Genomic DNA, 18,172 nt, shown 5'->3' with positions numbered 1-18,172 from the left:
CGTGCCCGTGTGGGTTCCGCTAAAACTACATGATTACAAGTGTCTACGCAAAGACGTTCAGGCGCCTTTTCGGAGGCACCTAAAGCTATTGACGAAGCCTTGATCACATGATCAAGTGATCCGAACAACGGGGAAATAACGAGAGATACAAGATGGCTCCTGATCGCTGGACGATCCGGACCGGCTCCAAGTACGAAGAGCTGGCGGGTTATTCGCGTGCCGTGGTGGACGGGGAATGGATTTTCGTCTCGGGGACCGCGGGGTTCGATCCGGATACCGGGCTGTTCCCGGATGATCCGGCGGAACAGGCGCGGTGTTCTCTGAGTCAGATCGAGGACGCGCTGTCCAAGGCCGGGGCCGGCCTGTCGGACATCGTGCGCGTCCGCGTGTACCTGTCCAGCGCGGACCATGTCGTTCCGGCCTCGAAAGTGCTGGGCGAGGCTTTGGCCGCCACCAAGCCGACGAACACCACGATCATCTGCGGCTTCGCCGACCCGGAAATACAGGTCGAGATCGAGGTCACGGCCATGAAGCGCAGCCTTGCGACGTCGGGCGGAGCGGTCTGATGGCGGCACCGCTTCTGACCGTCACCGATGCCGTCAAGACCTTCGGACAGATGCGCGCCGTGGATGGCGCGTCGTTCGAGGTGGCCGAAGGCTCGATCACCGGGCTGATCGGTCCCAACGGCGCTGGCAAGTCGACCCTGTTCGGCGCCGTTGCGGGCGAGACCACGCTGACCTCGGGCCGGGTGACCTTCGCGGGCGAAGAGATCGCCGAGCGGTCCGCGACCGAGATTTACGCGCGCGGCCTGAGCCGCACGTTCCAGATCCCGCGCCCGTTTCCGAAAATGACCGTGCTTGAGAACGTGATGCTGGCCGCGACGGACCAGTTGGGCGAACGGTTCTGGAACACGTGGTTCCGCCCCGGCGCCGTCGCGCGGCAGGAACGCGAAATCCGCGACCGCGCGCACGAGGTGATCGCGTTCTGCAACCTGACAGCCGTTGAACGGAACCTCGCCGGTGCGATCTCGGGCGGGCAGAAGAAGCTGCTGGAACTGGCGCGGGTGCTGATGTCGGACCCGAAGCTGATCCTGCTGGACGAACCCGCCGCAGGCGTGAACCCCGCGCTGCTGGACACGCTGGTCGAGAAGATCGTCGAGTTGAACACGCGCGGAAAGACCTTCCTGATCATCGAGCACAACATGGACATGGTGATGTCGCTGTGTGACCCGATCATCGTTCTGGCGCAGGGCAAGGTGATCTGCGCGGGCGCGCCCGAAGAGGTCGCCGGAAACCGCGCCGTGATCGACGCCTACCTTGGCGAGGTGGTGGCATGACCGCACCGATCCTGAAGGTCGAGGGTCTGACCGCCGGTTACCAGCCGGGCCTGCCGATCATCCGCGACGTCACGATGCACGTGACCACCGGCGAGCTTGTGACGATCATCGGCCCGAACGGCGCCGGAAAGTCCACGCTTATCAAAGCGGTCGCCGGGCTTCTTCATGTCGAGGGTGGGAAGGTCGAGCTTGCGGGCTCGGACATCACCCGGATCGACACGCACCGAATGGCGGATGCCGCGCTGGCCTATGTGCCGCAGACCGACAACATCTTTGCGTCGCTGACCGTGGACGAGAACCTGAGGCTGGGCGCGCAGGCGCTGTCGAAGGCCACCGCCCGCGAACGGGTGGAAGAGGCCTATCAAAAGTTCCCCGACCTGCGGCGTTTCGCGAAAAAGAAGGCGGGCGTCCTGTCGGGTGGCCAGCGGCAGATGCTGGCGGTCGGACGCGCGCTGCTGACCCATCCCGAGATCGTCATGCTGGACGAACCCAGCGCGGGCCTGTCGCCCAAGATGGTCGACGACGTGTTCGCCCAATTGGTCGCGCTGCGGGCGGCGGGCGTCTCGATCCTGATGGTCGAGCAGAACGCAAAGGCGGCGATGCGCATCTCGGACCGGACCTACGTGCTGGCCGAGGGCGAGAACCGGCTGGACGGGCCCTCGGCGGCCCTGCTGGAGGACCCCGAGGTCACCCAGATCTACCTTGGAAGAGCGGGAAGAAAACAATGATGGCGCAGGCTTTGGCCGATGGTCTGCTGACCGGGGCAATCTATGCCCTTGGTGCGATCGGGCTGACCTTGACGATGGGGATTCTGAGGTTTGCGAACTTCGCCCATGCCGAGATGATGACGTGGGGCGCCTACATGGCGCTGGGGGTTCTGACCGTATTCGGCCTGCCGTCCGCGCCGCTGGGGCCGCTGACCTTCGGTTGGCCGCTGATCGGGGCGACGGTAATCGCCATCGGTCTGACCATCGCGCTGGCGCTGCTGATCGACAAGCTGATCTTCGCGCGCCTGCGGGGCCGGGTGAACCACCTGACGCTGGTCTTCGCGTCCTTCGGCGTCGCCCTGCTGATCCGCAACCTGATCAGCCTGATCTTCGGGGGCGAGGCGACCTATTACACGAACACGCTGCAAATGGCGATCCTGCTGGCCCCGGGGCTGCGGGTGATGCCGGATCAGGTGTTCATCTTCGTGATGTCGCTGGTGCTGGTCGTCGCGGTGCAACTGTTCCTGCAGAAAACCCGGCTTGGTCTTGCGATGCGCGCGGTGTCGGAAAGCCCGACGCTGGCCGAGATCAACGGCATCGCCCTGTCGCGTGTCGTGCGCTGGGTCTGGATCCTTGGCGGCGCGCTCGCGGCCGTAGCGGGCGTCCTGTACGGTGTGTCCGTTCAGTTGCGCCCCGAGTTCGGGTTCCAACTGCTGCTGCCGCTGTTCGCCGCCGCCATCGTCGGCGGGGTCGGCAACGTGGTGGGTGCGGTTCTGGGTGGCTTCCTGATCGGCATCGTCGAGTCCTTCTCGGTCCTCGTGATCCCGGCGGGGTACAAGCTGGCGATGCCGTTCATCGTGATGCTTCTGGTGCTGTACGTGCGCCCGACCGGCCTGTTCGCCGGCACCTCGGGAGGTAAGTGATGATCGGTATCGGACTTTACATCGTCTTCTTCCTGACCGTGGTGTCGATCTACGCCATCATCGTCATGGGGCTGAACCTGCAGTGGGGCTATACCGGACTGTTCAACGCGGGCGTGGTGGGCTTCTTCGCCATCGGCGCCTACGGCACGGCAGTGCTGTCGGGGCCGGACAACGCGCGGCTGATCGGCGGGTTCGAACTGCCGTACCTGTTCGGGGTGATCGGAGGCATCCTTCTGGCCGCGCTGGCGGGGCTGATCGTGGCGCTGGCCACGCTGAAGCTGCGCGAGGAATACCTTGCCATCGCGACCTTCGGCGTCTCGATCTCGATCCAACTGGTCGCGCTGAACTTCTCGTCGCTGACCGGCGGCGCCAACGGTCTTGTCGGCCTGCCGCGCCCGTTCCGCGATCTGTTCACGGAAACAAGCGTCTACAACGTGTTCTTCCTGTGCATGGTGCTGGTGGTGGCGGCGGTGGTCTATGTCGCGCTGGAACGCGCGGTGCGGTCCCCGTGGGGCCGCGTGCTGCGTGCGATCCGCGAGGACGTGACGGCGGCCCGGTCGCTGGGCAAGAACCCGACGATGATCCGGCTTCAGTCCTTCGTGCTGGGCTCTGCCATCATGGGACTGGCCGGGGGGCTGTACGTGGGCTTCATCGGCTATGTCAGCCCGATCGACTTCCTGCCGATCCTGACGTTCCAGATCTGGGCGATGCTGATCGTCGGCGGCTCGGGCAACAACCGGGGTGCGGTGCTGGGTTGCCTGATCGTCTGGGGCCTGTGGACCGCCAGCGGCTATGTGATCTCGAACCTCGTGCCGCCGGTCTTCCAGTCGCGGGCCGGGTCGCTTCAGGCGATGCTGATCGGCACGGTCATCGTGCTGACGCTGCTGTTCCGGCCGCGCGGCCTGATCGGCGAGGAAGACGTGATTTCGGCCCATGCCGCAGAGACCGGCAGCGCGGGCCAAACGGAAGGCGCCATCGAAAAGGGCTGATGGCGCCAAAGAAGAAACCGGAAATGCCCAACTGGTCCAACAAAAGGGAAACGTTATGAAAAAGACAACATCCACGCTTGCCGCCGCTGCGCTGGCCGTGTCGGGCGGCGCTTTTGCCACCTCGGCCGCGGCGCAGGACAGCGATTGCTCGTACCCGATCGGCGCGGTTCTGTCGCTGTCGGGCTCGATGGCTGCCATCGGTGGCGCCATCGGTGACGCCGGCCAACTGGCCGTCGATCACATGAACGAAGCTGGCGGCCTGTTGGGCTGCACCGCCGAGTACCGCCTGCGCGACGACCAAGGCCAGCCGAACGTCGGCATCGACGCCGCGATGTCGCTGGTGTCGGTCGAGGGGGCCGAGGTGCTGCTGGGCGCGATCCAGTCCGGCATCACCATGCCCGTCCTGACCTCTGTCGCGGTGCCGGAAGAAGTCACCCAGATCAGCTGCTGCTCCAGCGCGCCGAACTTCACCGAACTGGCCGCCGCCGGCGACACCAACGGCTTCTGGTTCCGCACCCTGCCGACCGTGCGTCCGCAGGGCTACGTCATGGCCGACATCGCCCGCGAAAGCGGATACGAGAACGTGGCGATCATCTATGTGAACTCGGACTACGGCGTCGCCATGACCGAGGCCTTCAACGAGGCGTTCACCGCAGCGGGCGGCACCATCACCAACATGGTCGCCTATAACCAGGAACAGGCTTCGTACCGCGCCGAGGTTTCGACCGCGCTGCAAGGCGAGCCGGACGCGCTGTTCCTCGTGGCCTTCCCGGCGGACGGCGCCACCGCCATGCGCGAGTGGCTGTCCTTCGGCGGCACCCAGAACCTTCTGCTGAGCAACGCGCTGCGCGCCAGCGAGTTCGTCGAGGCAGTCGGCGCCGAGTACCTGACGAATGCCGTGGGCATCGACAACGCCCAGTTCGACGGCCCGTCGGTCGACGCGTTCAACGCCAGCTGGGAAGAAAAGTACGGCTCGGCCCCCGAAGGCCCCGGTCTGCACACCATGTACGACGCCGCTGCCGTGGCGCTGTTGGCCGCGCAAAAGGCCGGTGTCTATGAAGGCCCCGCGATCCGTGACGCGGTCCGCGAGATCACCGGCGGCGACGGCGAAGTGATCAACCCCGGCCCCGAGGGCTTTGCCCGCGCCATCGACGTGCTGGCCGAGGGCGGCGACATCACCTACGTCGGCGCGACCGGCCCGATCGAGTTCGACGAGTACGGCGACGTGTCCGGTCCCTACCTGATCTGGGGCATCTCGGAAGAGGGTGAACTGACCGAGGTCGACACCTGGAACGTCGAGCGCGTCAACGAACTGATGGCTGGCCAGTAGGCCGGTCACAGTCCGGCGCGGGGGCTGATCCCTGCGCCGGACGATCCCAAAGAATTCCCTGACATGCTGATCCTTTCTGCCGATGACGTCCGCCGCGCGGTGTCGCCCGCGCTGGCGTTCGATGCCGTGCGCGACGCGTTCCTGCGGCTGTCGCGCGACCAGATCGGCACCTTCCCGCGCCACCAGCTGTCCGCCGGTCCGAGGCGAGCGCTGATGGGTGTCATGCCGGTCGCGGACCTGTCCGAAGACGGGTCTTGGGCCATGAAGGTGGTGCTGGTCGGCCCGGACAACCGCTCACACGGGCTGGACAGCCACCAAGGGTTCGTCATGTTGGCGGACGGCCGCACTGGCCAGCCGCTTGCGATGATCGACGCCACCAGCGTCACCGCGCTGCGCACCGCCGCCGCCAGCGCCGTGGCCACGGTCGCGCTTGCCAACCCGGACCCGACCCGCATCGCGATCCTCGGCGGCGGCACGCAGGCCCGCAGCCATGTCGCCGCGCTTCGGTCGCTGTACCCGTCTGCGGTCTTCACCCTTTGGGCGCGGTCGAACGCGTCGGCGCTGGCTGCCGAACTTGCCTTGTTCAAGGCGGATACGGTCCGCGAGGCGACCCTTGGCGCGGACATCGTCTGCACCGTCACCGGCGCCTACGAGCCGATCCTTGCGGTGCGCGATATTTGCCCCGGCACCCATGTGAACGCCGTCGGCGCCAGCCGCCCGACCGCCCGCGAAATCGCGGGCGATCTTGTCGCGGCGTCCCGGCTAATCCTCGACTCGGCCGCGCAGGCGGAAACCGAGTGCGGAGAGCTGCTGCTGGCGCGATCCGAGGGCGCCGTGGCGGCGGACCATGCAGGCACCCAGTTGCAGGACGTGATCGCCGGCCACGCGCCCGGGCGCGGCGCCGCGACGGACATCACGCTGTTCAAGTCACTGGGCATCGCGGCGCAGGACCTTGCCGTGGGGCAAGCGGCGCTGGCCAGTGCGCGCGCACTTGGGCTGGGGACAGAGGTCGACCTTTAAGATCCGTCCCGCCGGTCGTCACGCGGGGCGAGACCCGGCGCCGATCCTTCTGCTAGGCTTGCCGCAAGTCGGCGGTTCGCACCGCCGGGACCGGCAGAGGGAGGAGCCTGTTCTTGGATTTCACCATTTCACCGCGCGTCGAGGATTTTCGCGCGCGTATCGCCCGCTTCGTCGAGGACGAGATCCTGCCGGTCGAGGCCGATCGCGCAAACTATGATGCCCACGACAACATCGCCGCCGGACCGCTGGAACGGCTGCGGCAGAAGGCCCGCTCGGAAGGCCTGTGGTGCCTGCAACTGAAGAAAGAGACCGGCGGGCAGGAACTGGGCCGCGTGGGCATGGCGGTCTGTTACGAAGAAATGCAACGGTCGATCTTCGGGCCGGTGGTGTTCAACTCGGCAGCGCCCGACGATGGCAACATGATGGTGCTGGAGGCGGCGGGCACGCCCGAGCAAAAGGAACGCTGGCTGGCGCCCATCGTGGCGGGACAGGTCCGGTCGTCCTTTGCGATGACGGAACCGCATCCCGGCGGCGGCTCTGACCCGTCGATGATCGGCACCACGGCGCGGCGGGACGGCGGCGGTTATGTCATCGACGGCCAGAAGTGGTTCATCACCGGCGCGGGCGATGCGCAGCATTTCATCCTTGTGGCCAAAACCTCGGACGATGCCCGCAAGGGGCTGACCGCCTTCCTGTTCGACGCGGACCAGCCCGGCTGGTCGATCCGGCGGCGGATTCCGATCATGGGGCCCGAGGAACACGGCGGCCACTGCGAACTGGACTTCGACGGGCTGGAGGTCGGCGCCGAGAATGTGCTGCTGAACGAGGGCGACGGGCTGAAGGTCACGCAGATGCGGCTGGGCGTGGCGCGGCTGACCCATTGCATGCGCTGGCTGGGCCTGTCGAAGAAATGCGTCGAGATCGCAACCGAGTACGCCCAGCGGCGCGAGGGGTTCGGGCAGAAACTGATCGAGCGGGAAAGTATCCGCATGATGTTCGGCGATCTTGCGATGCAGATCGAAATGGGGCGCCTGCTGGTGATGAAAGCGGCGTGGGCGCTGGATCAGGGCTCGTTTGCCCGCAAAGAGGTGTCGATGGCCAAGATCCACGTCGCCAACCTGCTGCACCGGGCCGCCGATACGGCGATCCAGATCAACGGCGCGCGCGGCTATTCCGCCGACACGCCGCTGGAATGGATCTACCGCTATGCCCGGCAGGCGCGGCTGGTCGACGGCGCGGACGAGGTGCACAAGATGGTGCTGGAACGCACGCTGACCGCCGAAGGCCGCGATTTCTGGTCGTGGGACGTGGCGCAGGGATGAGCGGCAGCCTTGATTTCGACAAGGCGGCGCTTGGCCGGTATCTGGACGCGGCGTTCGGGGCAGGGCGGCTAGAGGTCGAAAGGATCTCGGGCGGGCAGTCGAACCCGACCTATTTCGTCAATCACGGCACTGCGCGGATGGTCCTGCGTAAGAAACCCGTGGGCCCGATCCTGCCCGGCGCCCATGCCATCGAACGCGAATACCGGGTTCTGGGGGCGCTGCACCCCGCCGGTGTTCCCGTCGCCCGCCCGATCCTGATCGAAGAGGATGACGGGGTGCTGGGCACGCCGTTCTACCTGATGGAACGGGTCGAGGGCCGCGTGTTCGAGGATTGCGCGCTGCCGGACCTGCCTGTCGCCGAACGGCGCGGGATCTGGATGGGGCTGGCGGATGCACTGGCCCGGATGCACGCAGTCCGGCCCGCCGAGGTCGGGTTGGAGGATTACGGCAAGCCCGGCAACTATTTCGGACGCCAACTGGCCCGGTGGACCCGGCAATGGCACGAGTCCGACAGCGAACCGATCCCCCAGATCGACCGGCTGGTCGAGTGGCTGCCCGAAAACATGCCCGAGGATGACGGCATGGTCCGGCTGGCGCATGGCGATTTCCGGATGGGCAACATGCTGTTCCACCCGACCGAGCCGCGCGTCGTCGCCATCCTAGACTGGGAGCTATCCACGCTGGGGCACCCGCTAGCGGATGTCGGGTTCTGCGCGATGCCGTGGCATTCCGCGCCCGACGAATACGGCGGGCTGCTGGGGCTGGACCTTGCGGCAGAGGGCATCCCGACGCAGGCAGAGTTCGTCGCCCGCTATCGCGCCGGGGCGCCGGACGTCGCGCCGCTGCTGCCGTTCCACGAGGTCTTCGCGCTGTTCCGCTTCGCGGTCATCTTCGTGGGCATCGCCGACCGCGCCCGTGCCGGCAGCGCCGCCGGCGAGGATGCCGACCGGCTAGCGCCCTTGGCGCGGCGCTTTGCGGTGCGGGCGCTGGAGATCGTCGAGGGCGGCGGCCACCACGTCTAGCGGTCCGGTCCGCGAACCGGCGGGGCGCCATCCCGTCCGGCGGGTGCGATCCTTGTCTCTTGCCTTGAATATCGGTTTGGTATACTGCCGCATACAGAATTTTGCCGCCGCGGACCGGGCGCGTTTGCCGCCCGGTGCTCCAGCCCAGTCCAACACTGACTCGTAGGGATCGCCATGAGCTTGTACGCCGAGTACCTGAACGAAATCGAAACGCGGAAAGGCGAGGGGCTGCACCCCAAGCCCATCGACGACGGCGCGCTGGTCGCCGAGCTGATCGCGCAGATCGAGGATGCGGACAACCCGCACCGCAAGGACTCGCTGGACTTCTTCATCTACAACACGCTGCCGGGCACCACGAGTGCTGCGGGCGTGAAGGCGGCGTTCCTGAAGAAGATCATCGTCGGCGACACGACGGTCCCGGAAATCACCCCGGCCTTCGCGTTCGAACTGCTGTCGCACATGAAAGGCGGCCCGTCGGTTGGCGTGCTGCTGGACCTTGCGCTGGGGGACGACGCCGAGATCGCCAAGCAGGCGGCCGAGGTGCTGAAGACGCAGGTGTTCCTGTACGAGGCCGACACCGGCCGTCTGGCCGACGCCTACAAGGCGGGCAACCCGGTCGCCAAGGAGATCCTTGAAAGCTACGTGCAGGCCGAATTCTTCACCAAGCTGCCTGACGTCGAGGACGAGGTCGAGGTCGTGACCTACATCGCCGCCGAGGGCGATATCTCGACCGACCTGCTGTCGCCGGGCAATCAGGCGCACTCGCGGTCGGACCGTGAACTGCACGGCAAGTGCATGATCAACGAGGCGGCGCAGAAAGAGATCGAGGCGCTGAAGCTGCAGCACCCCGGCAAGCGCGTGATGCTGATCGCGGAAAAGGGCACGATGGGCGTCGGGTCCTCGCGGATGTCCGGCGTGAACAACGTGGCGCTGTGGACCGGCAAGAAGGCCAGCCCCTATGTGCCCTTCGTCAACATCGCCCCCGTCGTTGCGGGCACCAACGGCATTTCGCCGATCTTCCTGACCACCGTTGGCGTGACCGGCGGCATCGGTCTGGACCTGAAGAACTGGGTCAAGAAGGTCGACAGCGACGGCAAGCCGATCCTGAACAACGAAGGCAACCCGATCCTTGACCAGAAATACTCGGTCGAGACGGGCACCGTCCTGAAGATCGACACCAAGACCAAGACCCTGCGCAGCGAAGACGGCGAGGAACTGGCCGACGTGTCCTCTGCCTTCACGCCGCAGAAGGTCGAGTTCATGAAGGCCGGCGGGTCCTATGCCGTCGTCTTCGGCAAGATGCTGCAGACCTTCGCCGCCGAAACGCTGGGCGTCACCCCGCCTGCCGTCTTCGCGCCGTCGAAGGAAGTCAGCCACGAAGGGCAGGGCCTGACCGCGGTCGAGAAGATCTTCAACGCCAACGCCCGCGGCACCACGCCGGGCAAGACCCTGCACGCCGGTTCGGACGTGCGGGTGAAGGTGAACATCGTCGGCTCGCAGGACACCACCGGCCTGATGACCGCGCAGGAACTGGAGGCGATGGCCGCGACGATCATCTCGCCCAGCGTCGACGGGGCGTATCAGTCGGGCTGCCACACCGCGTCGGTCTGGGACAAGAAGGCGCAGGCCAACATTCCCAAGCTGATGTCCTTCATGAACACCTTCGGCCTGATCACCGCGCGGGATCCGAAGGACGGATACCACGCGATGACTGACGTCATCCACAAGGTGCTGAACGACATCACCGTCAGCGACTGGGACATCATCGTGGGTGGCGACAGCCACACCCGCATGTCCAAGGGCGTGGCCTTCGGCGCCGACTCGGGCACCGTGGCGCTGGCTCTGGCGACGGGCGAGGCGACCATGCCGATCCCGGACTCGGTAAAGGTGACGTTCAAGGGCACGATGGCGCCGCACATGGACTTCCGCGACGTGGTGCACGCCACCCAGATGCAGATGCTTCAGCAGCACGGCGACAACGTGTTCCAGGGCCGCGTGATCGAGGTGCACATCGGCACCCTGCTGGCGGACCAGGCCTTTACCTTCACCGACTGGACGGCCGAGATGAAGGCCAAGGCGTCGATCTGCATCTCGAACGACGAAACCCTGATCGGCTCGCTGGAGCTGGCCAAGGACCGCATCCAGGTGATGATCGACAAGGGCATGGACAACGCCGCCGGCACGCTGGCCGGTCTGGTCGCCAAGGCCGACAAGCGCATCGCCGAGATCAAGTCCGGCGAGAAGCCCGCGCTGATGCCCGATGACAACGCGAAGTACTTCGCCGAAGTGGTCGTCGACCTCGACCTGATCGACGAGCCGATGATCGCCGACCCGGACGTGAACAACGCCGACCCGTCGCGCCGCTATACCCATGACACCATCCGCCCCGTGTCCTTCTACGGCGGCGAGAAGAAGGTGGACCTTGGCTTCGTCGGCTCGTGCATGGTTCACAAGGGCGACATGAAGATCGTCGCGCAGATGCTCAAGAACCTTGAGAAAGCCAACGGCAAGGTCGAGTTCAACGCCCCGCTGGTCGTCGCCGCGCCGACCTACAACATCATCGACGAGCTGAAAGAGGAAGGCGACTGGGAGATCCTGCAGAAGTACTCGGGCTTCGAGTTCGACGACCTGTTCCCGAAGGCGCAGGCGCGGACCGAGTACGAGAACATCCTGTATCTGGAACGCCCCGGCTGTAACCTGTGCATGGGCAATCAGGAAAAGGCCGCGAAGGGCGACACCGTCCTTGCGACCTCGACCCGCCTGTTCCAGGGCCGCGTGGTGGAAGACAGCGCCGAGAAGAAGGGCGAGTCCCTGCTGGCCTCGACCCCGGTCGTGGTGTTGTCCGCCATCCTCGGCCGCACGCCCAGCTCGGACGAGTACAAGACCGCCGTGGAAGGCATCGACCTGACCAAGTTCGCCCCGCCCACCGCAGCCGCGGGCACCGGCCGGTCGGTGCATTTCTGACGGTCTGACGTCAGACGGTTGTTATGCGGAAGGGCCGCGCCGGAGTTCGGCGTGGCCCTTTTTGGTGGTGTGGGGGATCTGTCGTGGGTGGGGAACGGGTTTTGCTTGCGGCGCAGACGAGGCGGTTTGTCTAAAAGGGCGGAAAGCGGTCGTTCGCTGCGTTTAGTTCGAACGTCCGCTCTGCAGCGTCGAGTGGTCGTAGTCTCTCAGCGTGAGGAGGAGTCTATCACTGACCAATGAACAAGAGTTTGCCCGGTGAAAACGGCGAGGCAGGCCAAGGAAGCGTGAAAACTACTGGACCTGTCGATTGTATATCATAGAAGCTGGCATAGATTTCGCGACGCGTCGGTGGCTTGTCGTCCACTTGGTCTTAACTTGAGCTCCCCGAGCAATATGTGGTTCATCGAAGTCTAATCCTGCCGTGCAGGCATCCCCGCGTCGGCCATCGCACTGAGCCAGCGCTTGGCCATCCCTTCGGGTTTCCATGTTGACGGCGCAAACCGAATTTCAGACGTCAGGTCGTGATTGGGCCGGGCCCCCATGAATTCCGCCATTTCTTTCCTGGCCTCCTCCAATCGTCCAAGACAGATATAGAGGGCCGCCAGTGACTTGCGGGATGGGATCGGCGGGTTGGTCATCGCCTTCATTTCTTCCAGCCCCTTCTCGCAGTCGCCTTTCTGCCAATAGGCCGCTCCCAACTGCCATCGCAGCCAGTCGCCGTGCAGTGGATCGACCGCTTTGGCCGCCAGAAGCACCTCGATCGCGCGGTCGGTCTGCCCGGTGAATATCAACGGTTCGCTCATCGCGATAAGGACGATTGAATCCGACGGGTTTAGCTCGGCTGCACGTTGGTAGTGGATCAGCGCCTCGCGATTGTCGCCCTGCGCTGAAACAACCCGGGCCAACGTGTAGTGGGACATATAGTTGCCCGGCGCTATCCTGAGCGCTTTGCGGGCAAGACCTGCAGCCTCGGCGAGAGCGTCAATCTCGGGATCGGTCCAACCCTGGAAGGAGCCGTTCACAAGCATCAACGCGACCCCGATATACCCCCAAGGAGACTGCGGCTCCTCTCGCAGCGAGGTCTGTTCCAGCGCCATCGCACGTGTCCAGTTCTCGTGGTTGAACTGGGTCATGATCTGGCGGGCCTGCATTCCGCGCAGACGAGAATCTACGTCGCGGGACGCCGCCCGCCGCGGCAGGTCGTCCATGATCGCCTGCCCCAGAACAGAGGCGACCTGACGCACGATTTCGTCCTGGATCAGGAAAAGGTCCTCGATCCCTCGGTCGAATTGATCTGCATACAGGTGGTGTCCGTCATGGGCATCAATCAGCTGGATCGTCACCCGCAGGTTGTCTCCGTCGAACTGCTGACTTCCCTCCACTAGGTAATCCGCGCTCAGAACGTCGCCAATCTCGCGGATATCGCGTGCGCCGTCGCGAAACTGAAAGCTCGAGGTGCGGGCAATCACCTTGAACTGGGGAAACCGGGCCAGCTCTGTAATGATCCCCTCGCTGACCGCGTCGCTCAGATAGCCCTTGTGTGGCGCAGCGCTCAGATCGGCTAGAGGAAGAACGGCAACGACTTCGGGGCCGGGATCCTGCTTGGGCCAGGCGATCCAGACGAATGCGACGCACAGGACGACTGCAAGGCCGCTCCCCAGGATCACGAGCTGACGGAAGGGGCCGGTCTGACCTTGCGTCCTATCCTGTGATGTCTCGAAAAGGATCAGCCGATACCCTTTCCGCGGCACCGTCTGAAGGATGGCGCGGCCCTCGTCGCCAAGCGCCGCGCGGATTTCTGCGATGCACTGGACGAGGCTGTCGCTGCCGACCTGGCGGCCGCCCCAGACCTCTTGCGCGAACACCTCCTTGCCAACGGTTTGCCCCGGATTTTCCGCCAGCAGGCGCAGCACGTCGCGCGTTTGCGGACGCAGGTCCACAGCCTCACCCGAACGGTCCGACAGCGCGCCGGTCGAGACATCCAGTATAACATCTCCGTTTTTGAATTCGTAAATCTTCACGTGTCTTCGTTTGCCCTGCGCCGGTCCGGTGAGCTTCCTTTTCGACATTAAACGAATGCCGCGAACGGACCAAGCTTGCGGCATGTCCCCAACCCGGAGGTTCCCGATGAAATCCTATTTCGCACTGCCCTTGCTGGCCTTGGCGGCCACGGCCCATGCGCACGAGCCCATTGAGTGGCAGGGATCAGAGGTTCAGGTCATCCTTGAAAAGGACGACTCTAACGGAGAGATGGGCATGTTCACCGTCCGCTTTTCTGGTCCCGGCGGACCGCCGCGGCACGTCCATGCGGACGCGGGCGAGGCGCTGTTGGTGCTCGAGGGCGAGGCAGAGTTCCTGAACGACGGCGACCGTATCATCGTGAAAGAGGGAGAGGCGGCATATGTCCCGAAGGGGGCCGAACACACGTTCCGCGTTTTAGGAGAATCTGGCGGCAAATTGCTGGTCGTCGTCGCGCCTGGAGGCTTCGAAGGGTTCTTTGACGCCTCCAAGCACGTGAAGATGCCGGAAGGAATGGACGAGATGAAAAAGATTTCCGAAAGTTTTGGCCAGACGTTTACGGGCCCGCCGCTCGAGGCCGAGTAATCGGATGCCAAGGGTATTAATGGCCATAGGCCTTGTGCTGGGTGTGCATGCTTCAGGATCGGCTTCGGCTGCGCCCTGCGACGAGATCGCGATCCTCTCTATGGAAAGCCGCGCGCCCCTGCCGACGGACACCGGGTCGGACCTTGTTGTCTGCGAATGGCGAACTGTCGATGACTGGGCGCCACCCCAGGCGTGCGGCAATCAGGGGTTCGAAGTCGTCGGCTGGGGCTCGGTTCCCTCGGGAGTGACGTTCAAGCGCCTGAATACAGCATACGAGTCCAACTGGACCCCGATCCAGACCGACGGCAATGACCCGGACCAGCCGGAGTGGAGCAGCGAGACACTATTGAAGGACTCTGTTGCGAACCGTTGTTTTGCTGGCTGGTGCGAACCGAAGACTTACCGACTGCGCACGGTCGAACCTGTGCCGGAAGGTGTCTGTGCGCAACGGGTCGAATTACGGGTTCGGATGACTGCGGAAAAGGAGTAGCGCGGGAAATCCGCGACCTTCGCTCATCTAGCCGAAGGTGATTGAGAACAAACCGCAAGCAATTCGACGCGGACCCTGGCGAAGACTTAAGGTAAATAAGATCGGTCATTCGCAGGGACTGACGGGAACGGCAGCATTGGGCCGAAAGCACAGCACGCTCCCCCAACCCCACACCACATTTCGCCACCATCCACCCACGCCTCACAACATCCGCCACCTCGCACCCCAACCCGCATCGTCACGTGACTGGTACAAAACCGTCACGTCGGTGAAGTCTTCCCCGTCTACCACCCCTGCCAACGAGAAAACGAATGGGCAGAGCGGTGACGGATCGTGCAATCTTCCTGTCGGATTTCCATCTGGGCACCCGGGGGTGCCGGGCTCGGCTTCTGGTTCAGTTCCTGAAGCGGCACGACGCCGAGACGATCTATCTGGTCGGCGACATCTTCGACGGATGGCGGCTGCAGCGGGGCTGGCACTGGCCCGAAAGCCATAACGACGTGGTGCAGGCCCTGTTGCGAAAGGCGCAGCGGGGCACGCGGGTGGTGCTGATCCCCGGCAACCACGACGAGGTGATGCGCAACTATTACGGCATCCATTTCGGCGGGATCGAGGTCAAGGCGCACGACACCCATGTCACCGCCACCGGGAAACGCTATTTCGTGACCCACGGCGACCAGTTCGACGCGGTGGTGAAGAACGCCCGCTGGCTCGCCTATCTTGGGGACAGCGCCTATGCCACGCTGATCTGGCTGAACCCCAAGATCAACGCGATCCGCCGGCTGTGGTCTCCGCGCTACTGGTCGCTGTCGAAGTGGAGCAAGCAGCAGGTCAAGCAGGCGGTCAACTTCATCTGCAAGTTCGAAGAGGCGCTGGCCGAAGACGCGCGGCAGAAGGGCCATGACGGCGTGATCTGCGGCCACATCCACCACGCCTGCATCCGCGACATCGGCGACATCCACTATGTGAACACCGGCGACTGGGTCGAAAGCTGCACCGCCGTCATCGAAGGCGAGGACGGCGCCTTGCGGCTGGTCGACTGGGAAGCCCGGATCAGCCGCGACCGGATGCTGGACCGCCGCGCCCGCAGACGCGCCCGTGCGGCGGCGATCCAATCCCCCGAGCAACAGGACGCATCATGAGCGACACCACAGGCAACATCATCGGCGAGGCCGTCTATCAGAACCGGTCGTTCTCGGTCGGGACCCTGTCGGAACGCGCCTTCGCGCGCCTGTTCCGCGGGCTGGTCTATCCGCAGATCTGGGAGGACCCGGACTGCGACATGCAGGCGCTTGGGCTGACGGACAGCGACCACGTGGTCTGCATCGCGTCGGGGGGGTGCAACGTGATGTCCTACCTGACGGCGTCTCCGGCAAGCATCACGGCGGTGGACCTGTCGCCGTGGCATGTCGAACTGAACCGGCTGAAGCTGCGCGCGGCGCAGGTGCTGCCGGACCACGCCGCGTTCTACAGCCTGTTCGGCCACGCCGACCGGCCCGGCAACGTGGATCTGCTGGACCGCTACGTGCTGCCGCGCATGGACGTCGAGGCGCGGGGCTTCTGGAACGAAAGCGTCCGCTTCCGGGCGCGCAAGTCGATGTTCGCGCGGGGGTTCTATCGTTTCGGCGTGCTGGGCGCTTTCCTTGGCGCGGTGCATGTCGTCGCCCGTCTGGGCGGTGTCCGGTTCGACCGGCTGCTGGCCGCCAAGACGCTGGGCGAACAGCGCGTCTTCTTCGATGCCGAGATCGCGCCGCTGTTCCGGTCGCGGCTGGTGCGCTTCGCCGCGCGCCGGCGCGCGTCGCTGTTCGGTCTGGGCATCCCGCCGGCGCAGTACGACAAGCTGGCCGCAGATGCCGGGGGCGACATCCTGCCGGTGCTGACCGAACGGGCGCGCAAGCTGTTCTGCGACTTCCCGATCTCAGAGAATTACTTTGCATGGCAGGCCGCGACCCGTGCCTACCGCCCCGACGGCACCGGCCCGGTGCCACCCTATCTTGAGCCGCGCCATTTCCATGCCGTGCGCGAGGGGGCGGGCCGGGTCACTGTGCTGAACCGCTCTGTCACCGACGTGCTGGCCGGGGCGCCCGCCGCGTCGAAGTCGGTCTATATCCTGCTCGACGCGCAGGACTGGATGACCGATGCGCAACTGACCGCCCTGTGGGACCAGATCACCCGGACTGCCATGCCCGGCGCGCGGGTGCTGTTCCGCACCGGCGGCACCGACGACATCCTGCCGGGGCGGGTGCCGCCCGCGATCCTGAACCGCTGGCAGTACGATATCGCCGCGTCCTCCCGCGCCTTTGCCACCGACCGCTCGGCGATCTACGGCGGCGTTCACTTGTATCGCCTGCGGGGCTGACGTCATGACCGATGCTGCATCCCACGGCCAGCTGATGGACGATGTCTATCGTTACCAGCGGCTGTTCTACGACATCACGCGCAAGCATTACCTGCTGGGCCGCGACCACCTGATCGACGCGATGGACGTGCGTCCCGGCGACCGCGTGCTTGAGGTCGCGTGCGGCACCGGACGCAACCTTGCGGCCATCGGGCGACGCTATCCCGGTGCAGGTCTGTGCGGGTTGGATATCTCGGAGCAGATGCTGATCTCGGCCCGCCGCAAGCTGGACGGGCGGGCGTGGCTGGCGCAGGGCGACGCCTGCGCGTTCGATCCGTTCGAGATGTTCGGCACGCGCCGGTTCGACCACATCGTGTTCTCGTACAGCCTGTCGATGATCCCCGACTGGGAGGGCGCGCTGGCAGAGGCGCTGCGCCACCTTGCGCCCGGGGGCACGCTGCATGTCGTGGACTTCGGCGATCAGGCGGGGCTGCCGGCGTGGTTCAAGCGAATGTTGCGCGCGTGGCTGGCGCGGTTCCACGTCGCACCGCGCGATACGCTGCCAGATGTGCTGACCGATCTGGCCGGTGACAGTCGCGTGGCGCGGGTGGAACACCTTCGGCGCGGCTATGCGACGTACGCCTGCGTGCAGCGGCGTGGCTGACGGCGCATCGCCGGACATCATTGAATTTCAATCACCTGTCCGGCAGTTCGGCGATCAGGGCGGTATGCGCTTTCAGGAATTTTGGTTGATTAATGATCGTGTTAATCCATCGGAGGTAGAGATTAGACACTTCGGCAGTCACCGCTTTTCGCCCTTAGGTGATTCCCTGTCCCCGGCGTCATTCGCAATCACAGAAAGGTTAACGCAATCATAACGCGTGACCCCGCGGCGATAATTGAAAGTTTCCGCGCGTAACTTGCTGATCTGAAATGCATTTGTGATTTCGTTGACAGGTTTAAAGAACGACGCGTAAAATTTAACTGAATTGCGATCATGTCAGTCGCCTTGTGATCCTTACGACCTTCAGGTCATTGGTTCCAAAGTGGAAACGGCGACAGGCAAGTATTTTAATGACGTTAGCCGGCGTGGGGCCGTGCTTGCGATGTATCGAATGGCTCTTCTG

At 64.7% G+C, this 18,172-nt stretch carries 16 protein-coding genes; 15 read left to right on the top strand and 1 reads right to left on the bottom strand.

All coding sequences use genetic code 11. The features are described from left to right. Window positions 1-152: 152 nt before the first annotated feature. The 10 genes from P1K30_RS04260 (at window position 153) to P1K30_RS04215 (ending at window position 11,613) form a co-directional block, all read left to right on the top strand. Window positions 153-566: a RidA family protein gene (locus tag P1K30_RS04260; RefSeq protein ID WP_275631422.1), complete on the top strand. Its 414-nt coding sequence runs from the start codon at window positions 153-155 to the stop codon at window positions 564-566. Beyond that, window positions 566-1,336, top strand: coding sequence for an ABC transporter ATP-binding protein (locus P1K30_RS04255; RefSeq protein WP_275631421.1), 771 nt, complete (start codon window positions 566-568; stop codon window positions 1,334-1,336). Before P1K30_RS04260 ends, P1K30_RS04255 begins: the two co-directional genes overlap by 1 nt. Further along, a complete protein-coding gene (locus P1K30_RS04250; RefSeq protein ID WP_275631420.1) occupies window positions 1,333-2,064 on the top strand; it encodes an ABC transporter ATP-binding protein in 732 nt (243 codons plus the stop codon). Before P1K30_RS04255 ends, P1K30_RS04250 begins: the two co-directional genes overlap by 4 nt. Next, window positions 2,064-2,966, top strand: coding sequence for a branched-chain amino acid ABC transporter permease (locus P1K30_RS04245; protein WP_275631419.1), 903 nt, complete (start codon window positions 2,064-2,066; stop codon window positions 2,964-2,966). Before P1K30_RS04250 ends, P1K30_RS04245 begins: the two co-directional genes overlap by 1 nt. After that, window positions 2,966-3,955 carry a branched-chain amino acid ABC transporter permease gene (locus P1K30_RS04240; RefSeq protein WP_275631418.1) on the top strand — a complete coding sequence of 330 codons (990 nt, stop codon included), beginning with the start codon at window positions 2,966-2,968 and terminating at the stop codon, window positions 3,953-3,955. The genes P1K30_RS04245 and P1K30_RS04240 overlap by 1 nt, the downstream gene beginning before the upstream one ends. Before the next feature lie 55 nt (window positions 3,956-4,010). Next, entirely contained in the window at window positions 4,011-5,285 is a 1,275-nt protein-coding gene (locus P1K30_RS04235) for an ABC transporter substrate-binding protein (RefSeq protein WP_275631417.1), read from the top strand. Between the two features lie 63 nt (window positions 5,286-5,348). Continuing rightward, on the top strand, window positions 5,349-6,305 hold the full coding sequence (locus tag P1K30_RS04230) for an ornithine cyclodeaminase family protein (RefSeq protein WP_275631416.1): 957 nt from the start codon (window positions 5,349-5,351) through the stop codon (window positions 6,303-6,305). Between the two features lie 113 nt (window positions 6,306-6,418). Continuing rightward, entirely contained in the window at window positions 6,419-7,627 is a 1,209-nt protein-coding gene (locus P1K30_RS04225; protein WP_275631415.1) for an acyl-CoA dehydrogenase family protein, read from the top strand. Then, window positions 7,624-8,649 (top strand): phosphotransferase family protein, encoded by a 1,026-nt coding sequence (locus tag P1K30_RS04220; protein WP_275631414.1) that lies wholly within the window; start codon window positions 7,624-7,626, stop codon window positions 8,647-8,649. The genes P1K30_RS04225 and P1K30_RS04220 overlap by 4 nt, the downstream gene beginning before the upstream one ends. Window positions 8,650-8,823: 174 nt before the next feature. Beyond that, window positions 8,824-11,613 carry a bifunctional aconitate hydratase 2/2-methylisocitrate dehydratase gene (locus tag P1K30_RS04215; protein WP_275631413.1) on the top strand — a complete coding sequence of 930 codons (2,790 nt, stop codon included), beginning with the start codon at window positions 8,824-8,826 and terminating at the stop codon, window positions 11,611-11,613. A 410-nt stretch (window positions 11,614-12,023) separates the two neighbouring features. On the opposite strand, the gene P1K30_RS04210 is transcribed toward P1K30_RS04215, so the two are convergent. Further along, window positions 12,024-13,682: a winged helix-turn-helix domain-containing tetratricopeptide repeat protein gene (locus P1K30_RS04210; RefSeq protein ID WP_275631412.1), complete on the bottom strand. Its 1,659-nt coding sequence runs from the start codon at window positions 13,680-13,682 to the stop codon at window positions 12,024-12,026. Window positions 13,683-13,740: 58 nt separating this feature from the next. Here P1K30_RS04210 and P1K30_RS04205 point away from each other — a divergent pair, with 58 nt between their 5' ends. The 5 genes from P1K30_RS04205 to P1K30_RS04185 all read left to right on the top strand — a co-directional run bounded on the left by P1K30_RS04205 (window position 13,741) and on the right by P1K30_RS04185 (window position 17,709). Further along, window positions 13,741-14,217, top strand: a complete 477-nt coding sequence (locus P1K30_RS04205) for a cupin domain-containing protein (protein WP_275631411.1) — start codon at window positions 13,741-13,743, stop codon at window positions 14,215-14,217. Window positions 14,218-14,236: 19 nt separating this feature from the next. Beyond that, window positions 14,237-14,707 (top strand): hypothetical protein, encoded by a 471-nt coding sequence (locus P1K30_RS04200; RefSeq protein WP_275631410.1) that lies wholly within the window; start codon window positions 14,237-14,239, stop codon window positions 14,705-14,707. Window positions 14,708-15,030: 323 nt separating this feature from the next. After that, window positions 15,031-15,849 carry a UDP-2,3-diacylglucosamine diphosphatase gene (locus P1K30_RS04195; RefSeq protein ID WP_275631409.1) on the top strand — a complete coding sequence of 273 codons (819 nt, stop codon included), beginning with the start codon at window positions 15,031-15,033 and terminating at the stop codon, window positions 15,847-15,849. Continuing rightward, the gene (locus P1K30_RS04190; protein ID WP_275631408.1) at window positions 15,846-17,066 is read left to right on the top strand and encodes a BtaA family protein; all 1,221 of its coding nucleotides are present in this window, start codon (window positions 15,846-15,848) and stop codon (window positions 17,064-17,066) included. Before P1K30_RS04195 ends, P1K30_RS04190 begins: the two co-directional genes overlap by 4 nt. A 4-nt stretch (window positions 17,067-17,070) precedes the next feature. Then, window positions 17,071-17,709: a class I SAM-dependent methyltransferase gene (locus P1K30_RS04185; protein WP_275631407.1), complete on the top strand. Its 639-nt coding sequence runs from the start codon at window positions 17,071-17,073 to the stop codon at window positions 17,707-17,709. Window positions 17,710-18,172: the final 463 nt, after the last annotated feature.

This window comes from Psychromarinibacter halotolerans (assembly GCF_029168315.1).
Taxonomy (GTDB): Bacteria; Pseudomonadota; Alphaproteobacteria; order Rhodobacterales; family Rhodobacteraceae; genus Psychromarinibacter; species Psychromarinibacter halotolerans.
The sequence above is the reverse complement of the archived record's forward strand: the minus strand, read 5'-3'. Positions and strand labels throughout refer to the sequence as shown.